General features: G+C 50.1%; 24 protein-coding genes, 1 tRNA gene and 1 pseudogene. 16 read left to right on the top strand and 10 right to left on the bottom strand.

All coding sequences use genetic code 11. The features are described 5' to 3' along the window. Positions 1-50: 50 nt before the first annotated feature. A complete protein-coding gene (locus tag ACM1PF_RS23145; protein WP_416667413.1) occupies positions 51-638 on the bottom strand; it encodes a PAP/fibrillin family protein in 588 nt (195 codons plus the stop codon). A gap of 274 nt (positions 639-912) precedes the next feature. Between ACM1PF_RS23145 and ACM1PF_RS23140 the strand changes: the two genes are divergently transcribed. The 8 genes from ACM1PF_RS23140 (at position 913) to ACM1PF_RS23105 (ending at position 5,430) form a co-directional block, all read left to right on the top strand. Continuing rightward, positions 913-1,152, top strand: a complete 240-nt coding sequence (locus tag ACM1PF_RS23140; protein WP_416667410.1) for a DUF3134 domain-containing protein — start codon at positions 913-915, stop codon at positions 1,150-1,152. A gap of 143 nt (positions 1,153-1,295) precedes the next feature. Continuing rightward, positions 1,296-2,393: a phospho-N-acetylmuramoyl-pentapeptide-transferase gene (mraY, locus tag ACM1PF_RS23135; RefSeq protein WP_416667407.1), complete on the top strand. Its 1,098-nt coding sequence runs from the start codon at positions 1,296-1,298 to the stop codon at positions 2,391-2,393. Positions 2,394-2,709: 316 nt separating this feature from the next. Continuing rightward, positions 2,710-2,781: transfer RNA gene (locus tag ACM1PF_RS23130), tRNA-Gln, on the top strand. Positions 2,782-2,795: 14 nt separating this feature from the next. Then, the gene (gene ureA / locus ACM1PF_RS23125; protein WP_416667404.1) at positions 2,796-3,098 is read left to right on the top strand and encodes an urease subunit gamma; all 303 of its coding nucleotides are present in this window, start codon (positions 2,796-2,798) and stop codon (positions 3,096-3,098) included. Between the two features lie 265 nt (positions 3,099-3,363). Then, entirely contained in the window at positions 3,364-4,044 is a 681-nt protein-coding gene (locus ACM1PF_RS23120) for a MotA/TolQ/ExbB proton channel family protein (protein WP_416667401.1), read from the top strand. Positions 4,045-4,085: 41 nt separating this feature from the next. Then, positions 4,086-4,496, top strand: coding sequence for an ExbD/TolR family protein (locus ACM1PF_RS23115; protein WP_416667399.1), 411 nt, complete (start codon positions 4,086-4,088; stop codon positions 4,494-4,496). A 33-nt stretch (positions 4,497-4,529) separates the two neighbouring features. Next, complete coding sequence (locus tag ACM1PF_RS23110; protein WP_416667396.1) at positions 4,530-4,949, top strand: ExbD/TolR family protein; 420 nt, start codon at positions 4,530-4,532, stop codon at positions 4,947-4,949. Between the two features lie 106 nt (positions 4,950-5,055). Next, positions 5,056-5,430, top strand: coding sequence for a DUF1823 family protein (locus ACM1PF_RS23105; protein ID WP_416667394.1), 375 nt, complete (start codon positions 5,056-5,058; stop codon positions 5,428-5,430). Here the strand turns inward: ACM1PF_RS23105 and ACM1PF_RS23100 are convergent. Together ACM1PF_RS23100 and ACM1PF_RS23095 are read right to left on the bottom strand one after the other, a co-directional pair. Continuing rightward, positions 5,427-5,876, bottom strand: coding sequence for a MarR family winged helix-turn-helix transcriptional regulator (locus ACM1PF_RS23100; protein WP_416667391.1), 450 nt, complete (start codon positions 5,874-5,876; stop codon positions 5,427-5,429). The genes ACM1PF_RS23105 and ACM1PF_RS23100 overlap by 4 nt on opposite strands. A 78-nt stretch (positions 5,877-5,954) precedes the next feature. Then, positions 5,955-7,070, bottom strand: coding sequence for a pentapeptide repeat-containing protein (locus ACM1PF_RS23095; protein WP_416667388.1), 1,116 nt, complete (start codon positions 7,068-7,070; stop codon positions 5,955-5,957). 118 nt (positions 7,071-7,188) lie between these two features. Here ACM1PF_RS23095 and ACM1PF_RS23090 point away from each other — a divergent pair, with 118 nt between their 5' ends. Continuing rightward, entirely contained in the window at positions 7,189-8,934 is a 1,746-nt protein-coding gene (locus ACM1PF_RS23090) for an RluA family pseudouridine synthase (protein WP_416667384.1), read from the top strand. Between the two features lie 205 nt (positions 8,935-9,139). Here ACM1PF_RS23090 and ACM1PF_RS23085 read toward each other — a convergent pair. After that, positions 9,140-9,403 (bottom strand): annotated as a pseudogene (locus tag ACM1PF_RS23085) (type ISP restriction/modification enzyme); the annotation flags it as partial. A gap of 143 nt (positions 9,404-9,546) precedes the next feature. Between ACM1PF_RS23085 and ACM1PF_RS23080 the strand changes: the two are divergent. From ACM1PF_RS23080 to ACM1PF_RS23070, 3 genes are read left to right on the top strand one after another with little or no spacing between them, the layout of a single operon-like run. Next, positions 9,547-10,869, top strand: a complete 1,323-nt coding sequence (locus tag ACM1PF_RS23080) for a DUF262 domain-containing protein (protein ID WP_416667381.1) — start codon at positions 9,547-9,549, stop codon at positions 10,867-10,869. 12 nt (positions 10,870-10,881) lie between these two features. Continuing rightward, positions 10,882-11,229, top strand: coding sequence for an HNH endonuclease family protein (locus ACM1PF_RS23075; RefSeq protein ID WP_416667378.1), 348 nt, complete (start codon positions 10,882-10,884; stop codon positions 11,227-11,229). Positions 11,230-11,254: 25 nt separating this feature from the next. Then, a complete protein-coding gene (locus ACM1PF_RS23070) occupies positions 11,255-11,440 on the top strand; it encodes a HEAT repeat domain-containing protein (protein WP_416667375.1) in 186 nt (61 codons plus the stop codon). A 255-nt stretch (positions 11,441-11,695) separates the two neighbouring features. Here ACM1PF_RS23070 and ACM1PF_RS23065 read toward each other — a convergent pair whose 3' ends face one another. After that, positions 11,696-11,941, bottom strand: coding sequence for a helix-turn-helix domain-containing protein (locus tag ACM1PF_RS23065; RefSeq protein WP_416667372.1), 246 nt, complete (start codon positions 11,939-11,941; stop codon positions 11,696-11,698). A gap of 151 nt (positions 11,942-12,092) precedes the next feature. On the opposite strand from ACM1PF_RS23065, the gene ACM1PF_RS23060 reads away from it, so the two are divergent. The 3 genes from ACM1PF_RS23060 to ACM1PF_RS23050 are packed head-to-tail and all read left to right on the top strand — an operon-like array spanning position 12,093 to position 12,978. Beyond that, on the top strand, positions 12,093-12,296 hold the full coding sequence (locus tag ACM1PF_RS23060; protein ID WP_416667370.1) for a hypothetical protein: 204 nt from the start codon (positions 12,093-12,095) through the stop codon (positions 12,294-12,296). A gap of 27 nt (positions 12,297-12,323) precedes the next feature. Then, a complete protein-coding gene (locus ACM1PF_RS23055) occupies positions 12,324-12,638 on the top strand; it encodes a UPF0175 family protein (RefSeq protein ID WP_416667368.1) in 315 nt (104 codons plus the stop codon). Beyond that, on the top strand, positions 12,631-12,978 hold the full coding sequence (locus tag ACM1PF_RS23050; RefSeq protein ID WP_416667366.1) for a type II toxin-antitoxin system RelE/ParE family toxin: 348 nt from the start codon (positions 12,631-12,633) through the stop codon (positions 12,976-12,978). The genes ACM1PF_RS23055 and ACM1PF_RS23050 overlap by 8 nt, the downstream gene beginning before the upstream one ends. Positions 12,979-13,162: 184 nt before the next feature. Here ACM1PF_RS23050 and ACM1PF_RS23045 read toward each other — a convergent pair whose 3' ends face one another. Both ACM1PF_RS23045 and ACM1PF_RS23040 read right to left on the bottom strand, forming a co-directional pair. Next, positions 13,163-13,318, bottom strand: a complete 156-nt coding sequence (locus tag ACM1PF_RS23045) for a hypothetical protein (protein WP_416667363.1) — start codon at positions 13,316-13,318, stop codon at positions 13,163-13,165. Then, complete coding sequence (locus ACM1PF_RS23040) at positions 13,308-13,724, bottom strand: hypothetical protein (protein ID WP_416667360.1); 417 nt, start codon at positions 13,722-13,724, stop codon at positions 13,308-13,310. The genes ACM1PF_RS23045 and ACM1PF_RS23040 overlap by 11 nt, the downstream gene beginning before the upstream one ends. A 287-nt stretch (positions 13,725-14,011) precedes the next feature. Between ACM1PF_RS23040 and ACM1PF_RS23035 the strand changes: the two genes are divergently transcribed. Then, complete coding sequence (locus tag ACM1PF_RS23035) at positions 14,012-14,266, top strand: hypothetical protein (RefSeq protein WP_416667358.1); 255 nt, start codon at positions 14,012-14,014, stop codon at positions 14,264-14,266. On the opposite strand, the gene ACM1PF_RS23030 is transcribed toward ACM1PF_RS23035, so the two are convergent. The 3 genes from ACM1PF_RS23030 to ACM1PF_RS23020 form a co-directional block, all read right to left on the bottom strand. Then, positions 14,263-15,336, bottom strand: a complete 1,074-nt coding sequence (locus tag ACM1PF_RS23030) for a class I SAM-dependent methyltransferase (RefSeq protein WP_416676766.1) — start codon at positions 15,334-15,336, stop codon at positions 14,263-14,265. The two genes, ACM1PF_RS23035 and ACM1PF_RS23030, sit on opposite strands and share 4 nt — an antisense overlap. A gap of 173 nt (positions 15,337-15,509) precedes the next feature. Further along, positions 15,510-16,061, bottom strand: coding sequence for a DUF4242 domain-containing protein (locus tag ACM1PF_RS23025; protein ID WP_416667356.1), 552 nt, complete (start codon positions 16,059-16,061; stop codon positions 15,510-15,512). Positions 16,062-16,252: 191 nt separating this feature from the next. Continuing rightward, positions 16,253-19,657, bottom strand: a complete 3,405-nt coding sequence (locus ACM1PF_RS23020) for an ATP-binding protein (RefSeq protein WP_416667354.1) — start codon at positions 19,655-19,657, stop codon at positions 16,253-16,255. Positions 19,658-19,775 lie beyond the last annotated feature (118 nt).

Here is a 19,775-nt window from a genome sequence, read left to right as displayed (position 1 = left end):
GATCCCCCCACCCTCACTGTAGAAAAATCGATCGCAAATCCAAAATCTCCCTACTCCGCCTTTGTCAACACAAAGAGATTCCCCTCATTCCCCCGCCCAATCCGCAGGTCATCATCCAGATAGGTGATATCCAGCCAGCCCTTCTGCTCCCGGTTCGTAATATTAAAGTCGATCGCCTTAAATTTCTGCCCTGCCTCAATTTCCTGGATGAAGTGGCTGACGGAACGGTAATTAATCAACCGCTGGAGTCCGACAATACCCCGCTGGAAAATCACCTTGACCCGACGCTCGGAAACGGGTTCAAACTGGGCTGCCACACTGACAATGCCCTCCAGGTAGGGAATCCCGGAAACCTCCGCCACATTGTAAATTTTGCTCTTCTCCACCTGAACGTACTGATAAATTTGCCCCAGTTTCAGGAATGGGAAGCGATCGATCTGTAGTAATTCCTGGCTAGTCGTGTAAAGCAGTCGCCAATTGCCATTTAACTTTCCAGGGGCTTCTAGGGGACGCGGGGTTGGGTTGCGATCTTCCAATTGCGCGATCGCCGCTGCAATGGCCTGTCGTTGCGAGTCATCAGTGAGAATTCCTCGATTTTTTCCCTGAATCATTTCTAATAATGTGGATTTACCCAGCATTTTTGCTCACCTCCGCCCTAAACTAATATTTGAGAGTCAACATCTTGTAATAGATCTTGAGGTTCATGACTAGAATTTGCCAATACACTTGGCGACAGTTAGGAAGATTCGCAAGATCTAAAGAACTCTTGACATCTACTCATTTTCAGGCTACTACTATCCAGTGTTAGTTGACTGGTGGTATTGCCCAAAGGTTGACTCTAAGTAGGCTAGAGCGTTTTCGCATCGTAGTAAATGTAAACCCAAACTATAAGAAAGTAGATCAGTTGAACATATGCGTAATCCTGCGCTACATCAACAACCTCGCAAGCAGCATGCTTCCGTCATTCCAATGCAGCAAGATGCATCGATCCTGGATTGGTTAGAGGGTACCGGTCGGCTCTTATCCCGTGAGGTCAGTGAATTAGAGCTTTCAACCGATGATGATCAGGAGATCACTGAACTGATGTCAGGCGATGACAATTCGTTTGATATAGACGATGACGATGATGATTCCCTTGATTTAGACGATTGATCTTCTCTATAGTGTGGAAGTGTTGAGGTGTGAAGAAATGTCGCTATTTGACGAACTAGATGTTCTGAGGAGCGCGTTTCTAGAGAACAAAATCTTGGGAAGAATGTTCCTTGGCAAAATTGTGGTGTGGAGTGATGTAAGTTGTGGATGCAAAGTTAATCCCTGATAAGCAGTTAGGGCTTACAGGAAATCAGTTATTTATCGCCCTGGGTACAGGTCTGAGCATAGCGGCACTGATTCTGGACTGGTTCGCTGGACGATCGCTCCTATCGGGAGTCAGTCTGACCCTACCGTTCGTTGTCTCTTTTCTGGCAACTGCCGGTCTAGGGTACTGGGTTGTCCCCATGCTGCGCGCGTTGAAGGCCGGGCAGGTGATTCGTCAGGAAGGGCCCCAAGCCCACTATAAGAAGGCGGGAACGCCAACGATGGGGGGGATCTTCTTTGTGCCCACAGCAGTGGTGCTGGCGATCGTCTGGTCTGGGTTTGCGCCCAGCGTTTTGGCGGTATCTGCCCTGACCCTGGCCTACGGTGCGATCGGCTGGCTGGATGATTGGCAAATTTTGCGTAAAAAATCCAATAAAGGAATTTCTCCTCGAATGAAGTTGGGGCTTCAGATTGCCTTTGCTTCAATGTTCTGCTTCTGGCTGGCTTCCACCCAATCGGCTGATCTGACCACCCTGGCTCTCCCCCTCGGACTCGCTTTGCCCCTGGGAGGATTGTTTTGGGTGTTGGCAGGCTTTGCAGTAGTGGCAGAAAGCAACGCTACGAACCTGACTGATGGACTGGATGGACTGGCCGCAGGAACAGGGGCGATCGCCCTTCTGGGACTGGCAGCCCTGATTGTGCCGACTTCTCCTGAACTGGCAATCTTCTCAACCTGCATGGCAGGTGGGTGTCTGGGATTTTTAGCCCACAACCACAATCCAGCCCGAGTTTTCATGGGCGACACGGGTTCTCTGTCCCTGGGAGCAGCCCTGGCAGCAGTAGCCATTCTCAGTCACTCCCTGTTTGGACTGTTGATTCTAAGCGGCATTTTCCTGGCAGAATCGCTTTCAGTCTTGGCTCAGGTTGGCTATTACAAGGCAACAAAAGACGATCGAGGCATTGGCAAGCGTCTGTTTAAAATGGCTCCACTGCACCATCACTTTGAGCTGGTGGGATGGTCAGAAACGCAGGTTGTTTCCCGCTTTTACCTGATCGGCACTCTGCTGGCTCTGATCACCCTCCTCCTGCCCCAATGAGCCCAATTCTGAGCACACCAGAACGATGATGTTTGACGACTAGAGCGTGGGGAGTCTCCTGCGCTCTTTGCATTAGAAAAGTTGGCGAAGTCCTCCACCCTGGAACGATTGACCGCCACCGATCGAGTCCGTTCTGAAGAAGGATAAGCCCTGGCTTCCAGAACCCCTGTTTGAACGAGCCTGGATCGCCCGATCATTTCCCTCGATTGCCCTTGCCGACACGGTTTTATCGATCGCCAAAAAAATTTGGCAGAATCTCGAAAAAAATCTTGACACTAATCGTATTTCAACTGCTAAGATATTAAGGCTGATGCGATGGGGTGTCGCCAAGCGGTAAGGCAGCGGGTTTTGGTCCCGCCATTCCTAGGTTCGAATCCTAGCACCCCAGTTAAACAAAACACTATGCAACTATCCCCGCAAGAGAAAGATAAGCTGCTGATTTTTACGGCTGCTCTTTTGGCTGAACGGCGTAAAGAAAAGGGTCTGAAGCTAAATTATCCAGAGGCGGTTGCCTACATTTCAGCAGCCATTTTGGAAGGGGCAAGAGAAGGCCGATCCGTTGCAGAGTTGATGACCTACGGGACAACGCTGTTAACCCGCGATCAGGTCATGGAAGGCATTCCTGAGATGATTCACGAAGTTCAGGTTGAAGCGACTTTTCCGGATGGAACGAAGTTGGTAACGGTACATGAACCAATTCGTTAAACCATTCGTTAAGGGGGATGCGGCAAACTAACATACCCGTTAGGGGTGCACAGCAGTGCGCCCTTACAAAAATCAGGTGGGTTTGTCTCCAGCACACTTCCAGTGAACCGACGAGATCCTATATTCTGTTGGTTGTATTCTATTGAGCTTTTGGTTGAGCTTTACCCCTGCCTGAAAACGATCGCTTTTGGAACGATCGCTTTTGGCAGGCTGGAGGTTTAATCCCTATTAATCCTGCTGATGAACTGGGAGTCCTGATTTAACGATGTCTAACTTGCTTGATTTAGTCGTCCGAGGTGGCCCAGTTATGATTCCGATTCTGGGCTTCTCTGTTGCCACGATCGCCTGTGCCCTGGAACGATCCTGGTTCTGGTATCAGCTTCTCAGCCAGGAAGACCGGATTGTACACGATGTTCTGGCGGCCGCTCACCATAACCTGGATGAAGCCAGAGGGATTGCGGAACAGGCTCAAACATTACCCATCGGTCGATTTTTGCTGGCTCCCCTGCGGCTCAGACAGCCCACCCCTGAAACCTTTCGCCTGGCCATGGAAGCGGCGGGCGATCGAGAGTTTGTGCAAATGCGGAAGGGAGACAAGCTGCTGGAAACTACGGTGGCCGTTTCACCGCTCCTGGGATTACTGGGCACGGTAACGGGGTTGATTGTCACCTTTAGCAGTTTAAACATTGGTGGAGGGGGCACCACCGAGCAAGCCACTCAGGCCGCCTCTGGGATCGGGGAAGCCCTGATTACCACTGCTGCTGGAATGATTGTCGCCATCATGGCACTCCTGATTTTCCGTGTCCTGGTCACGCTTCAGGCTCGGCAGGTTGATTACTTCTCTGAGGTTGGCACAGAACTGGAGCTGATCTATCGGCAAACCTGGTATGAACCCCTACTAGAGGAACCCGATCGCCCCTCCCAAGTGGCAACCCCCTACGGATAACCTCTACGGATAACCTCTAGCGAATGCACCCAATCTAACCCATGCGGTTTAAGCACCAACGGCAAGCGGCTTCCATTCCCGAAGTCAATCTAACTCCCATGCTCAACGTGATGATGGGCATTCTGGCCTTCTTCGTCATGATTACCATGCTGCTCACGGCGCAGGAAGGGGTGCAGGTTGAGCTACCTGGCAATCCAGATACCGCTCCTAGTCCGCCTCCAGACATACCTGAGCCGCTGATCGTCAACCTGACCACCCAGGGAATTTTGCTCAACCAGCAGCCCATTGCCGACACCCAACTGGAAGAGCAAATGCAGCTTTATCTGGCAGCCAATCCAGAGGGTACGATCGCCCTGCAACCGGAGCTAGATGTGCCCTACGATCGAGTCCTGCAACTCCTCAGTCAGATGTCTGCGATCGGGGGAGAACAGGTGTCTCTGGCGATCGACTAGCAGAACTTACACTCAAGTAGATGTTGGATCTCCATGCGCTTTAAGAATCGACCACGAGGCTCTGATTTACCCGAAGTGAATCTGGTGCCGATGATGGATGTGTTGATGACGGTATTGACCTTTTTCATCATCATTTCCATGACCCTGCGCGGGCAGCAGCTTGCCAATGTCAGGTTGCCGGAGGCGAGCAACGAGTCCGACTCTGCGATGGTAGAAGCAGAGCCATTCATTGTGGGTCTGAGTGATCAGGGTGACATTTTGTTGGACAATCAGGTGGTTAGCCTGGAGCAACTGACCCGGCAAATGCAGTCCTTTCTATCTGAAAATCCCGAAGGTCGAATTCTCCTGAAAGCCGATCGATCGCTCAACTACAGCGAGGTCAATGCCCTACTGCAAACGATGCGAGATATTGGCGGTAATCAGGTATCTCTGGCCTTCGATCGGGGTTCGTAGTTCTGGTTGGACTGGCTTTCGATCGGGGTTTGTAGTCCTGGCTGGACTGGCAGGCAAGATGCCTGCGCTACCTACTCCTCACTCCTCACTCCTCACTCCCTAACCCATGCACCTTCCTCCCCTGACCAACGAAACCCTCTGGGCTATCCTGAACGATGAACTGGACGATCGCACTGCGAATCAACTGGTCTGGCAGGGTTTGGGGTATCAGTACAACGAGGCAACGCAGGAATGGGAGAATGGAGCGGTTGCGGATGAGTGGCGAGATGCGTATCCGAAACCACCCGATTTTATTGATAGCCGTCCGGCAACGGTGAAATTAACGCGATCGATTCCCAAGGCGCACAAGCAATTATTGAAGGAAGAGTTGGGGTTTGCCGGTTATCAGGTGAATGAGTTAGTGCCGCGAAAGACTCGTCGGGCTACGATCGTGAACTGGTTGTTGAGCTATCGTAAGCAAACTGAAGCTGAAGCAAATTAATCAAAGGCTTTGCGGAGTTTTTGTAGCAATTCCCGCAGGTTTTCTAGCTCATCGGGCTGGAGGTGATCAAACCGTTTTTTTAGGTGGGCGATGTGGATGGGAAACACCTCCCGAAAAACGGCTTCTCCCTCCGGGGTGAGGAGCACTGTAAAACTGCGGCGATTGCCCTCTGGAACTTCCCGTCGCACCAGATGCTTGGCTTCCAGGCGATCGATAATTCCAGTCAGCGTTCCCTTAGTGACCAGGGTTTTCTCCGCCAGTTCCCCCATACTCAGTCCAGGCGTGTTGCCGAGGGTGGCAATCACATCAAACTGCGGGGGAGTCAATCCAAGCTGTCGAATATGACGCTCGGTGTAAGAATCAAAGGCCTGGTACGCTCGCACCAACTCCCGCATGGTTGGCACAAACGCTTCCGAGGCGGCAGATACCGTTGCTAAATCTCTCATCGGAACCTTTCTCTGGGTGAAATTTTCCACCTGACTGGGGATCAAATCTTTCGTCCTCAAACAGTTTGATACTGAATTTTACTTCGTCTCCAGATTTTCGATCCCTAAAAGTGGAGATTCATCTAAAATTGCCCCTCGCGCCTTCAGGTTAAATTTTTCACCCACCTTCAACCCAACGTTGTGACCAAACCTGGCTCCTCGAATTAACACCACGCTCAGATCCACACGGCTCACATCCGCACCATTTAGCAAAGCTTCCCGGAAGTCGGCTCCGCTCAAATCGGCATCACTCAAGTTTGCACTCATCAGCTTGGCTTTGCTCAAGTTAGCCCAGCAAAGGTTTGAGGAACTGAGATTTGCTTTGCCCAATTTTGACCAGCTTAAATTTGCAGCACTGAGATTGGCATGATCCAGAACTGCTTCTCGTAGATCGGCATCCGTCAGGTCGGCACTGCTCAAATCTACACCGCTGAGGATAGCCCCCCGCAGCACGGCTTGACTGAGAGCCGCATCACTCAAGTCTGCCCCAGTCAGATCGGCGTAACTTAAGTTCGCTCCCCGCATAATGCACTCTCGCAAATTCGCACCGCGCAAATTCGAGTAACTCAGGTTGGCATCTCGAAAATCGACCCGGCTTAAGTTGGCTCGGCTTAAATTGGCTTCTTGTAAATCAGCATCACTCAGGTCAACCCTACCGAAAATTGCCCAAAGAATAAAAGCCATATTGGGATTCGCCCACAGCACGAGTGCCCCTCGCCCGGAACTGGAGCCAGAGGCAAGCAACATCGACCAAATCAGCGTGGCCCAGATTAGAATAATGCCAATCAGGACGGGGTTTTTCAGGCTGTTTCCCCCCTCTTCACTCTGGCGCAGGCTTAATTCTCGCAGGTTAATCCAAACTAAAATAGTCCACAGCAGATTTGCCCAGATCAAAATGATGCCGATCGCCCCTGCCTCTCTCAGCATGGTCCAGAGCAAAATTGCCCAAACAAAATTAGCCCACAGCAGCACGGTTCCAACGAAGTCAATCCGGGTCAAATCTGCGCCCTTAAGATTAATGCCGCGAAACTGTTTTTTCCCTCGCCACAGGCTAACGCGGGTGTGGATGCCTGAAAACAAACGGGAGCGCTTGGCGGGCGGGCGAACCGGACGATCGCCGTTGGATGCAGGGAGAGGATGCTGGGGATGAGTCATGGACAGGAACGATGACTAAGTGTCTTATGCTACTATACCCGCCGATTTTGATTAATCCGGGGACGAGAGGAGGGGAATGGGGGCTGGCAGTGATCTCAGTCGTTGTCAGGGGGGCTGAATGCAATTGAGTTCAATTCTAGAGACAGGGATTAAAGGGGTTCATCCACTTTCAGCGTTTCTGAGGGATAACGATAAAACTGATGCAAAAAATTGTGTCAAGGATAGCAATTTTATTGACGGTGTTGAGCTGGAGCCGGTGCCCGCCTACTGGTATGAGGGCCGCTGTCCTCGAACTGGGAATTGGCTGAAACTGCCCCGGACTGCCTTTGTGGAAACGATCGCCCATCGCCTGATGCAGCGGCTGGCCCAGGATGAGGCGTTTGCTGGTGAGGGGAAGATGTACGGGGTGTTACTGGTGGCAGATGCATCTGGCGATCGGGGGGTGTTGCAGGCTTTTTCGGGTTTGCTGAAGGGCCAGGCAGAACGGGAGGGCTGGGTGCCACCGATTCCGGGACGAACCAGGGTTGCCCAGGCGGAGTCACAAACTTTAGCAGCCCTTGAGGCAATTAAAACAGAACTGCTTGCCCTGCAGCAGCTTCCTGAACGACAGCAGTATGAAACTTTGACCCAGGATTTTGCCCTTCAGTTGCAGACTCTGGCCGATCGCCATGCCCAGCGGAAACAATCCCGGCAGCAACGGCGGCAAACCGCACAAGCTACTTTGACGAGGGCAGCTTTAGCTCAAGCCCTGGAAGCCCTGGATGATGAGAGCCGTCGGGATGGTATGGAGCGGCGAGATTTGAAACGACAACGAGATGCTGAACTCCAACCCCTGCGATCGATTTTAGAACGGGCTGATGCTCGAATTCAGGAGTTAAAAACTCTGCGGAAAGCCTTATCGCGGCAACTGCAAACCCAACTTCACGCGGCCTATGCCCTGACCAACTTTATGGGGCAAACTCGATCGCTCCAGGAGGTGGTTGCTAATGGCTCGATGCCGACGGGAACGGGGGATTGCTGTGCGCCAAAGTTACTCCACTATGCGGCCACGCATGGACTGAAGCCGATCGCTATGGCTGAGTTTTGGTGGGGAACGGCCACTGCGGACAAAATCCCTGGTGCGTTCTATGAAGCCTGTGCGGAACGCTGTCAACCGCTGATGGGATTTTTGCTGTCGGGGTTGTCTTTGTCGGATGCGATCGTATCTCCCCCATCCGATCGTGCCATCTCAAGCGATTTGGTCATTCTGTACGAAGATGAATGGTTGATTGCGGTGAACAAACCTTCTGGGTTGCTGTCGGTGCCTGGTCGCTATGTCGATCGCCAGGATAGTGTGCTGCGGCGGTTGCAGTGTGCGCTGTGGGATGGGGCGAATTTGAGGGTGGTTCATCGGCTGGATCTGGGAACATCGGGGATTCTGCTGATCACTCGTGATGCGGCAACCCACGGCCACCTCAGCCGCCAGTTTCAACAGCGACGGGTGCAAAAAGTCTATGAAGCTCTCCTGGCAGGGAGTTTGTCGGTAGATCAGGGGACGATCGATCTACCCCTCTGGCGCGATCCCAGCCAACGACCGCTACAAACGGTGAATGGGCAGTATGGGAAGCCCAGCCAGACGAACTTTCGAGTGATTGCCAGAACATCAAACCAGACTCGCGTTGAGTTTATTCCCCTGACGGGACGCACCCATCAGCTTCGAGTCCATGCGGCGGCTCCTCAGGGATTGGGGATACCAATTTTGGGCGATCGGCTTTATGGTGGGGGGCAGGAGGGCGATCGGTTATGTCTGCATGCGAGGGAGCTGCGGTGTGTTCATCCGCAAACGGGAGAACTGCTTGAGTTACACTGTGAAACGCCCTTTTAGGCGGATCGGTTTGGGGAATCGTGAAGCTGATGATCCGGGAATGGTTTTACTTTGTTGACTGGGCAGGCAAGATGCCTACCCCACAAGAGTTTTAGGTGATTAGATTTGCATTCCTTGGGGTTGTGATTGGAGGAGCGATCGGGCTTGGGGACTGGAGGTAGATGATTTAGGGGGAGAGGGCGATACTCATGTAAGGAATCATCATTCAGCATTCTGGTGACATTTGCTGGATGATTTGCATGGTTTGAACGCTGACGGTGCAGACTCTTTGCAGTAGATCAATCACCTGTTCTTTGTAGTCGGCAAAGCGGTAGGTGTTGAACTTTTCGCGGATGGTGGGGTCTTTGGGTTTCTTTTCTTTGTATTGGTCGAGTATCCATTCCAGTGCCGATCGATTCCCTAGTTTGTATTCCCAGGCGATCGAGGAAATGCCGTTGAGGGTGGTGTTTTCATCTAGGAGAACGGAATTGAAGATGCAAGGGGATGAGAACACAGATGCTGAATATCTCTCATTTTCAGAAATTTGACCTTAAATACATAATCCTTTGCTAAAACAGAGATGGTGTGCACTACCTCAGAAATTCAATATCCAGACAATCAAGCATAAAGAACATGAAAGCATCTGAAACAAGTTTCCGTAATCTTCTGGAAGGTAGTAAGCAATTTAAGGTACCTCTTTTTCAAAGACCCTACTCCTGGGATAAGAACAATTGGGAGACGCTGTGGGATGATCTGATGACCTTGTACGTTGATGGAGTTGAGGGTTATCACTTTTTAGGCCCTATTGTTACGCTTGCAGAACCAGGGACACCCGACGGAATTTCCCCATATCTTTTAATTGACGGGCAACAACGTTTAACAACTCTTACGCTAATGTTGATTGCTTTAAGAGATCTATTGAAGAGACAAGACTCAGAACTAGCAGAAGAGCTACATGAGCTGTATCTAATTAACAAGTTCAAGAAAGGAGAAGATCTTTACAAAGTTTTGCCAACCCAAGCGGATCGAACTTTTTATCGACACATTGTTCAAGCTACAGATGTAGAGAAACGTGGAAGAATCTACGATGCTTATTCATTTTTTTTAAGAAAGCTAGAGAGACTTGAAACGACCGAATCTATCATTTCTCTGAATTTGTCTAGATTCAAAACCATTGTTCTAGAGCGATTAACTCTAGTCAGTATCACACTAAATGAAGATGATAATCCATACCTTATTTTTGAAAGCTTGAATTATAAAGGTGCACCTCTTACTCAAGCTGATTTGATTCGCAACTACTTCTTCTTGCAAGTACCTAAGCAAAAACATGATGATGTTTACAATAACTTTTGGCTACCATTGCAGGAAGAATTCAAAACAGTTGCTAGAGGCAAATACCTTGATGAATTAACCTTGGCTTTTTGGCATTATCTTCGTAAAGATGGTTTGTCTCTAAAACAAAGCCAAATCTATCAAGTATTCAAACAAGAGTTTGAAAAGAAAAAACACAATGCCTTACAAGAGTTAGAACAAGTAATTGAATTTGCAGAATACTATCGCAAGATCCATTTCCCCGAAACTGAGGCTGATTCTAAACTAGCTCGGTGGTTTAAAAGATTCAAAAGGCTTGATTTCACAACTTGTTATCCTCTCATTCTAAATCTGTATCACGATTATAGGAGGAAACAAATATCGTTAGGGGAGTTTGAGCAAGCTTTGAGATACGTAGAATCATACTTCGTACGTAGACTGCTATGTGGTATGCCTTCTAATGCACTAGATAAAGTCTTTAATGTTCTGTATCGTGATCTAAAAGAGCAATGGTCTGGTGATATAGTCAGCACGTTGCGTCAGATGATGCTGGGATTGCAGCGGACTCAGGTTTGGCCAAATGATGATTCATTGAGGCGTAGTATTGTTGAAGAGAAGTTATATACAGACAGACGTAATGATTGAATAAAGCTAATTTTGGAAAGTTTAGCTGAGAATTTGTCCAAAGAACAAGTTAACCCTGAAAATCTTACAGTGGAACATATAATGCCACAGACACTAACTCCAGAATGGAGAGCTATGCTTGGTGCAAATGCAGATGAGCAATATGAAAAGTGGCTACATACATTAGGAAATTTAACTTTAACTGCATACAACTCCGAACTGTCCAATAGACCGTTTGCAGGAAAGTTAGCATATCTAAGCGAAAAAAGCAGTTTCTCACTTAATCAATACTTTCGCAATGTGAATTCTTGGAATGCATCTGAGATTCAACGTCGAGGTCAACATTTGGCAGAAATTGCAATTCAAGTTTGGCCAAGATAGATAGTAACTCATCCATCTGAATTTTGTGCCTCAAGCGGAAGCTGCCGTTCCGGTATTGTTCCAAATGCTGCATGATCAAAATTTTGATGTTCTCCAAAGTGTGGCAGAAGCTCTCAGAAAAATTGGTACAGAAGCAGCGATCGTTGCTCTAGCTCAGGTATCTACAACGGAATCTATAGATACAAAAGAGTTTGAGCCAATCAATGGATGATTGGCAGTCTAGAAACAGGCACCCACGATCTTGCCGAAAATCATAATTTCTATATCGGACAAGCCTTATTACGAGGTAAGTCCAACCGAGTAACATCTTAATGTTTCAAACTGCACCACTTGAATCACCGTCCTCCTCGATCGCCTCTAACTCTTCATTCGGTAATTCACTCGCTCAGTCCAGCTTCAGTGGACTTTCTTCAGATAGCCCGCGATTCATCTGCGGGTAATTGGATGCCAGAACCGATCGCCTCCCCTACTCTGGCTCAACCGGGCCAAAATCATCAGGAATATCCCCAACTTGAAGCTGCAAGATTTGCATCAGGGCTTTCCACTGGCGCGGCGTGAGCTTTGCCTCCGTCTCTCCAGCAATCCAGCGTTGGTAAGTCCGAAGTGGCACACCACAATGTACCGCAAACTCAGCTTGCGACAAATTAGTCCGCTCAATCCTTAACGTTTCAATTAAAGATTCAGGCTCTTGAGGTCGTCGATCTCTTTTCATTTACAGAATTGACGCGCCATATTGACACAAAATCTTTGGCGCGCCATAATGGCGTAATCAAATAGAAATGAAGGGCAAGCAACCAGAAAACCCTCTGGCTGTTCGATCGCCCTGCTTTCCAATGCCTTATTTTATCGACATACCGCAACTTATGAGCTACCAAGATTCCCTGCATCCCTGGGTAATTTACCAACTTCTACCCAACTGCCAACGCCTCACCGTCGATCGCTTCCGGCATCGCAGCCAAGCCGACAACTATCTGCGAGTGCTAAAACGCCTGCAACCCCAGGCAGAATATGCGATCGTCTTTGAGGTGGAAAGATCGCCGCAACATCAGAACAAATTTGGCTCCTAAAATAGAACTGTAGAGACGATAACCCTCATGCAAATCACGATCGACCTACCCGACGATCTCACCCGATTGGATCAGGCAACTCTGACTCAAGAAATTTCGATCGCCCTTCTCCAACAACAACATATTACATTTGACCAGGCTACTCAACTTGCAGGAATCTCCCATTCCGAATTTCAACAACTCCTGACCAACCGCAATATTCATATCTCTGCGGCGATCGTAGCCGATCCTGATGACGAACCCGAAGCACTTGTCCTAGAAAGCCTCCGCACCTCTCTTCAACAAATTCGTGAAGGCAAAACTCACCCCATCTCTGAACTGTGGGATGGTATTGATGTCTGATGGTGCTCAATTTGAACTTCTCTTCTCTGACGAATTCAAAGATCGGTTGCGAACCCTGGCCAAACGATATCGGCGCATTCAAACCGACCTTCAACCCTTAATCGATAGTCTTCAATCTGGTAACTTAATTGGCGATCAAATTTCTGGAACGGGTTATACGGTCTTCAAAGTTCGGCTCAAAAACAGCGATATTCAAAAAGGTAAGAGTGCAGGCTATCGCCTTATCTACCAGCTTAAAGGTTCCGCTTCCATCCTACTGGTGACGATTTACTCCAAGTCCGATCAGCACACCATCGCAGTCGATAAGATTCGAGAAATTATTGCCAACCAAGATCTATAGTGGCAATTGAATAGTTAAAGAGGCAGAACCATAGTCAGGGTACTTAATCCACGCGCCTTAACGCCCGTAAATGGGTTAAAATCCTGCTTCATCTGGCGATCGCCCCAGTCCAGCTTCAGTGGACTTTCTCAGATAGCCCGCGATTCATCTGCGGGTGATTGGATGACAGAACCGATCGCCTCCCCTACTCTGGCTCAACCGGGCCAAAATCATCAGGAATATCCCCAACTTGAAACTGCAAAATTTGCATCAGGGCTTTCCACTGGCGCGGCGTGAGCTTTGCCTTCGTCTTTCCAGCAATCCAGCGTTGGTAAGTCCGAAGCGGCACGCTAAGTTGCATTACAGGCGAACTGAAGTAAACCCGCTTGCCAATCGGTTGCTACCTGCCACTCTGCTGCGGAAGGATAATAGCGAACCCGAGTCAGGCTCAGGAATTCTCCAACGAACTGCGGCAGAATCTGAGTAGTCTGACAGTTGCCATAAAACTGGACATATTGCCCATCTGGGCTGGCCGCTTCAAAGGTAACGAAATCTCCGCGACGAATCACCAGGCGAGTGTTGATGTACCAGGGTTCCAACGCAACATCAGGATTACCGGGTTCAGGATTACCCAGTGCATTGGGAACCGTTTCCCAGGTAAAAAAGCTCTCCGTCTCTATCCAGGCTTCCCCCGCAGTGAGATGCCCCCCGATAAAAGCAGCGGATAGGATAGCGATCGTGATGCAAACTGAATTGAGGAAACGCATGGCTCAGATCTCACTTTGGCAAAAGAGCAGAATCAGTTAAATACTTCTCAGGAAACGATCGCTACGACTTCCAGGACAAAATATCAACCGTTCAATTGATTGGGATTGATATTACTGTTCCACTGAATCAGAATCATCGACATCTACAACCATAAAGTGCCGTCTGGTGATTGTCTTTACAGGAAAGTATGGATCTAAAGTATGGAGAAGGGGCGGAGAAAAGTATGGTTGGAAGGATGGAACTGAGCCTGCTTCCCCCTACTGTAATTTAAAATCAGGGGGGATGGATGGCCCACGCCACTCCTCGCATGAGTTTGAATCGCCTCACCCGATCGCCTTCCATCCATTGCAGAGGAAAACTGGCTGAGATTGAAGACCTGAGTGAAAACCTGAGAATTGAGTTGGGGGCGATCGGTTGGATGACGGGAATAGCGGACGGCAATCGTGCAGATTTGACACATGGGTACTTGCTCCTAAATGGTAGGGAGATCGGGGGGCGATCGGACGGGAGTGTTGCACTGGGTTATTCCGAGAAAAATTAGTTCTTGTGAATGATATAGTAGTCATTCTGAAAATCGTGCGCCAACTGTTTAATTTCCACTCGAGTAAATCCGGCATCACTTAACATTTGCAATGCTTTTTCCTGTCCCCACATCGTTCCCAAACCCATACCCCCATAGGCTAAGGAAACCGTCATACAATGCATACAGGAAAGCATATAGAGTAATGTCCCAACGGGGTGTTCCAGGTTACCACTGACATCGGTAGAAGCGTGAATATCCTGCATCAAATACACTCCATCCGGTTTCAGAGCATGGTAGATGTTTTGCAACACGCGATCGGGTCTGGCCTGATCATGAATCGCATCAAAGGTGGTGATCAAGTCGTAGCGATCGAACTCTTCCAGGGTGGCCGCATCCTTCACCTGAAACTGGACATTGCTCAGGTTCCGACGTTGCACTGCGGAATTGGCATAGGCGATCGCTTCTCCAGAAAAGTCATAGCCTGTAAACCGACTGTTGGGAAACGCTTCAGCCAGTTTGACCAGAGCGCGACCTCGACCGCAACCCAAATCCATCACCTCAATCCCTCGCTCCAATGCTTCCGTCAGTCCGGGAATCAGGGGCAGGATGTGCTCGAACAAGGCAGGCACAACGGTTTGACCGCTATCTTCTGCCATCACTTCATGGAAGCGTTTGTACTCAGAATAGGGAACGCCACCGCCTTTGTAAAAGCAGTCGATCACCTTGTCTTCCACGGTTCCCATCAAAGCAATGTATTGAGTGAAGGGGGCAATGTTATCGGAAGCTGCGGCTCTGGTCAGAAAAGCTGCATGTTCAGCCGGAAGGCAGTAGGTTTTGGCGATCGGGTCATACTCCACCAGGCGGGCTGTTACCATACCATTCAGCCATTCCCGGACGTAGCGTTCGTTGAGTCCGGCGGCATCGGCAATTTGCGGACTGGTAGCAGGGGGTAGCTCCGCCATGGTGTCGAACAGTTCCGTACGATGACCGATCGAGGTCAACAGCGTCACCGCACCACTATTCAAAATGTCAATCATCCGTTCGGCAAAGGCTTCTGCTTTGGTTGGATCAATGGTTTGAGTCGTCATCATTACCTCGCATCAAAGAGTAAAGTTCAGGATAGAATGCCTTTGTTTGGCATCTGAACCTACACTAGCGATCGAGGCGTTCCCAAAGCGTCCCCAAAGCGTTCCGCAGATGTCCCTACACAATGACATTGCAGCGATAGTTTTCGGCAGAAGGATGGGATACGATGAAATTCCTACGAAGCGGAACTAAGGCTGGCCCATGTTTCGAGATTAAGCAAATCGGCTGTCCAGATGCGGTTGTAGCGGATGTCTGCCTGGTTCAGTGCCTCCTGGATTGGCTCCACTTCAGTCCCCGACAATTCCCAAACCACTGTGCTGCGATCCAGCGACCGATAAGCCTTCCCCGTAATTCCCGATTGTGAGAAAATGTGCAGCAACTTGCTTTGAATCTCAGCCCATTCCGCCGGACTGAGGGCAGGGTAGGCTGCTTCGAGCACAACGCGGGAAATTTCGGATGTCTGGGACTGACGATTTTGGGGTTCGAGTAATTCCCCGCCCCAGGTGCGACTAAAAAAGACCCTGGCAGTGTGATATCCAGTGCGAACAGATTCTGCATCGAGGGCTTTATAGATACAAATCATGCGACAACGATCTTTTGAGAGCAACGAATACTGCCATGTTGCCTGACGGGCCGTTAAGCAGGGAGTTAGCCGCTCCTCTTCTGCACTCATCTGCTCAAAACTAGTTGGTTCATCGTATTGGGTTTCAACAACAACTAGGGACATGATTCACCTCTAGAAGGAATGGGGATCTCCTGGGTAAAAGCGTCAGCACTGATCAAATCGCAACGTTTGTCAGGTGAGCATCTTGCTGATCCAGTCCATTGAGCACGCCACCTCAATCGCTTTTAGATCTCAAAATGCTCACCCATTGTAGCCTCTTTTCAGAGGAGCAATCACTCCCCGTTGAAGGCGACTCATCCTACTCCCTCACTGCCTACAAGGGATGCATGCGTGGCTTCAGATCGGGGAAGCGAAAAGTAAAACGTTGCCCCTTCGTCGATCGCCCCTTCTGCCCAAACTTCCCCACCATGTCGATGAACGATCCGCTGAACGTTCGCCAGCCCTATCCCGGTTCCTTCAAACTGCGTATCGTTGTGCAAGCGTTGGAAAACTCCGAACAGCTTATGGACATATCGCATATCAAAGCCAATCCCATTATCGCGGACGAAAATGACATCATCCTGCTCTCGGCTGAATGTACCCACTTCAATCTCAACTTCAGAACGCAATCGCGTATACTTCAACGCATTCTCCAGCAAATTTTGCAGCACCAACCGCAACATCGACGGATCGCCATTCACTGTTGGCAAGGATGCAATGCGCCAGTGAATGTTTCGCCCCACGGTTTCAGGCTTCATTTCTTTCTGGACTTCCTTCATTAACTGATTCAGATCGATCGCCATCCACCGCATTTCAGTCCGTCCAGTGCGGGAGAAAGACAGCAAATCATCAATCAATCTGCCCGCTTGCTGAGTCGTTTCCGTGATGATATTCAGGTAGCGTTGGCTGAGGGCATCCAGCGGAGTTGATTCCAACCGCACCTGCAAAAGTTTGACAAACCCATCGATATGCCGCAAAGGAGCACGCAGATCATGGGACACCGAATAGGAGAAAGATTCTAGTTCCTTATTGGCAGCCTCCAACTGAGCCGTGCGCTCCTGGACTCGTTGCTCCAGGGTTTCATTCAGCTTGCGAATTTCTGCCTCTGCCTGCACCCGTGCCGTAATGTCTACAAAGGCCCCCACACTGCCGATCGTCTGGCCATCCTCATCAAATAAAGGCGCGGCATATTCCAGCAATTTCACCACCTTCCCATCCGCTCGCACCACATCCAATTCCAGATCGCGTACCTCTACGCCGTGGAGAGCAGCATACTGCATGGGGAGTTCATCTGGCTCCAGTTCTTTGTTGTCCTGATAGACCTTGAAGGTGGTGGGTCGAGCGTCAGGGGCTGCACTCAAAGATGCATTAATCTTAGAAGAGATTCCCAACTGTTCGGCAAAACTGGGATTAATCCGAATCACCTGACACTGCGGATCCTCTGCAATTCCAATGCCGATCGGGATCACCTCCAGCAAGGTTTCCAGCTTTTTCACCTGGCGATCGAGGGATTGATTCAGCTTCAAAACTTCTTCCGCCGCCTGTTTACGTGCAGTCAGATCAAGAATGAAGCAAATACAGCTATCCTGGCGATCGGGCAGCAGGGCAACGCCGATCAGGATCGGCACTCGATACCCATCTTTGTGAAAGTATGCTTTTTCAAAGGGCGTACAGGCTCCAGTCTGTTTAATTTCTGCTATTTTTGCTTCATCCTGCGGCTGATACTCCGGGGGAGTCATGGCCGCCCAATTAATCCGTCCCTGCTGGAGATCTGCACTGGTATAACCCACCATATTGAGAAAGGCATCATTGGCTTCCAGAATCATCCCCTCAAAGTTGACGACCATCACCCCAATCACATTGGACTCCACCAACCGTCGCAGTTTGGCTTCACTCCGCTGTAATTCCACTTCTGCCTGATCTCGCTCGGCGGTACGCTGGGCCAGGCGAGTTCGCATTTCTCCAAAGGCCGTGGAGAGCTGGGTAATTTCAGTGATGTTGCTGCGGGGGAGAGGGGCTGAGGGATCGCCCACTGCAAATTGGGTAGAAGCATGGGTTAGCACCGTCAGAGGACGGGTTAAGCGACGAGCGAGCAGAGAAGCGACGAGCAAAGCCCCGATCGTCACTAACAGCAGAATGCCAAAGTCTCGATCGCGCCCTCGGTTGACGGTGGCTAAAACATGATCGAGGGGACGTTCTACGACGACGCTCCAATTAAATACCGGAATTCGAGCATAACCGGCCAGTTTCCAGGCTGAACCATTCCAGTACTTCAACTCTCCAGTTTCTGTTTCATTGTCTGTTTCATTGAAAGAAAGGGTTGCCTGAACGGAAGGTCGATCGGCAGCATCCGTCAAAGATTCAACACCTGTGGGATCGGAATGAGCAATGAGCTGTCCCTGATCATCCACCAGATAGGCGGTGACATCGGCATTAAAACTCGCCCGGGCCAGTTGTTCGGCAATGCGGCGGGTTTCGATCGCGCCCGTTGCCACCCCAGCAAATTCACCATTGCTGCCTGAAATCGGAGCCGCAAAGACGAGCAAGGGTTCCTGGATGACCCGTCCGACTCTAATTTCCATCGCGGGTTCCCCGGTGCGACGAACCTGATCATAAAGGGGTAATTCAGCGATCGATGGGCCAGGCGGGTTGGTATCACTGCGGGCGATCGCATTTCCCTCAGCATCAAAAGTACTGAACACCACCAGGTTAGGGTAGGCTTGATTGAAAACCTGGAGCTGTTCTTGCTGCTCCTCTACACTCAGATTCGTTAGATTGGGTTGATTGGCCAGGGCAAGGATCGCAGCTTGATGGAGGGCAACATAGTTCTCAGTGTCTTGCGCCAGGGCTACAGCCAGGGTTTGCTGCACCGTTAAAGCTCGGTCAGTCACAGCCTGCTCCTGGGGAAATGTCACCCAGGCAACGACAAACAGCAGGGGAAGCGTCACAATACCCACCAGCGTCATGATCAACTGGGTTTGCAGGGAGGCATGATTCAGGCGCGACAATTGGGATCGCAACCAGGGAGAAAGGGCGAGAACGGTTCCTAAGCCACCGGAATACAAAAACGAATTCCAGGTGGGAATCCCTAACCCCAGTGTCCATGACCAGAGAACAACCGCTGCCAGCAGGTAAACCCCCTGTTCCCAGCGTCGCTGCACGGGAAATCTAACCACTACCAGCAGTAAAATGCCCGCCGCAAGATGCCCCATGCCGTAGAGCGGAATATGGGTACGAATCGGATCGTAGAGAGCAGCCTCAAACTGTTGATTGAACGGGAAAAGCATGAGTAGCCCATCCAGGGTGAGCCGCATCCCCATCAGGCAGACAAACCAATCAACATCGCTGACTCTAGGGGTGTGCCATTGGGTACGGGCTAAAAACGGGGCGATCGCCGTTCCCAGGGCCAAGACTCCAAACCCGGCTGCGCCAGTCCAGGTGCCTGCCAGAGTATGCCCGATCGATGCCTGAAGCAAGGATATCCCTGCTAAAAGATGGGCGATCTGAACCAGCGATCGTCGGGGGGTAAGGGCCGCTGCAGCAATCAGGGCAGCCCCTCCAATCACTTGCAGGCTTCCCAGCCAGGGCAAATAGGGCTGAATGGGCACAAATACATGTGCCGTCAAAGTATGAGGTGCGACTAGCATCAGCGCACCCCGGAGGGCAATGTAGCCGCCAATAAACCATTGCAGCGTATCAATGCGGATCAGTCTTTTCATGCATTCAGCATAAGCAGTTCTAGAGAACAAATGTTAGTAGAACAAAACCGTTTCAAGATCAAGTACGAATGGGATGATGCGCCCTGTAATTCTTCAGGATTAAGTGAATTGCCTTGCC

The sequence above is a fragment of the Egbenema bharatensis FJBBOT/2019 genome (assembly GCF_048077055.1).
Classification (GTDB): domain Bacteria; phylum Cyanobacteriota; class Cyanobacteriia; order Elainellales; family Elainellaceae; genus Egbenema; species Egbenema bharatensis.
The sequence above is the reverse complement of the archived record's forward strand: the minus strand, read 5'-3'. Positions and strand labels throughout refer to the sequence as shown.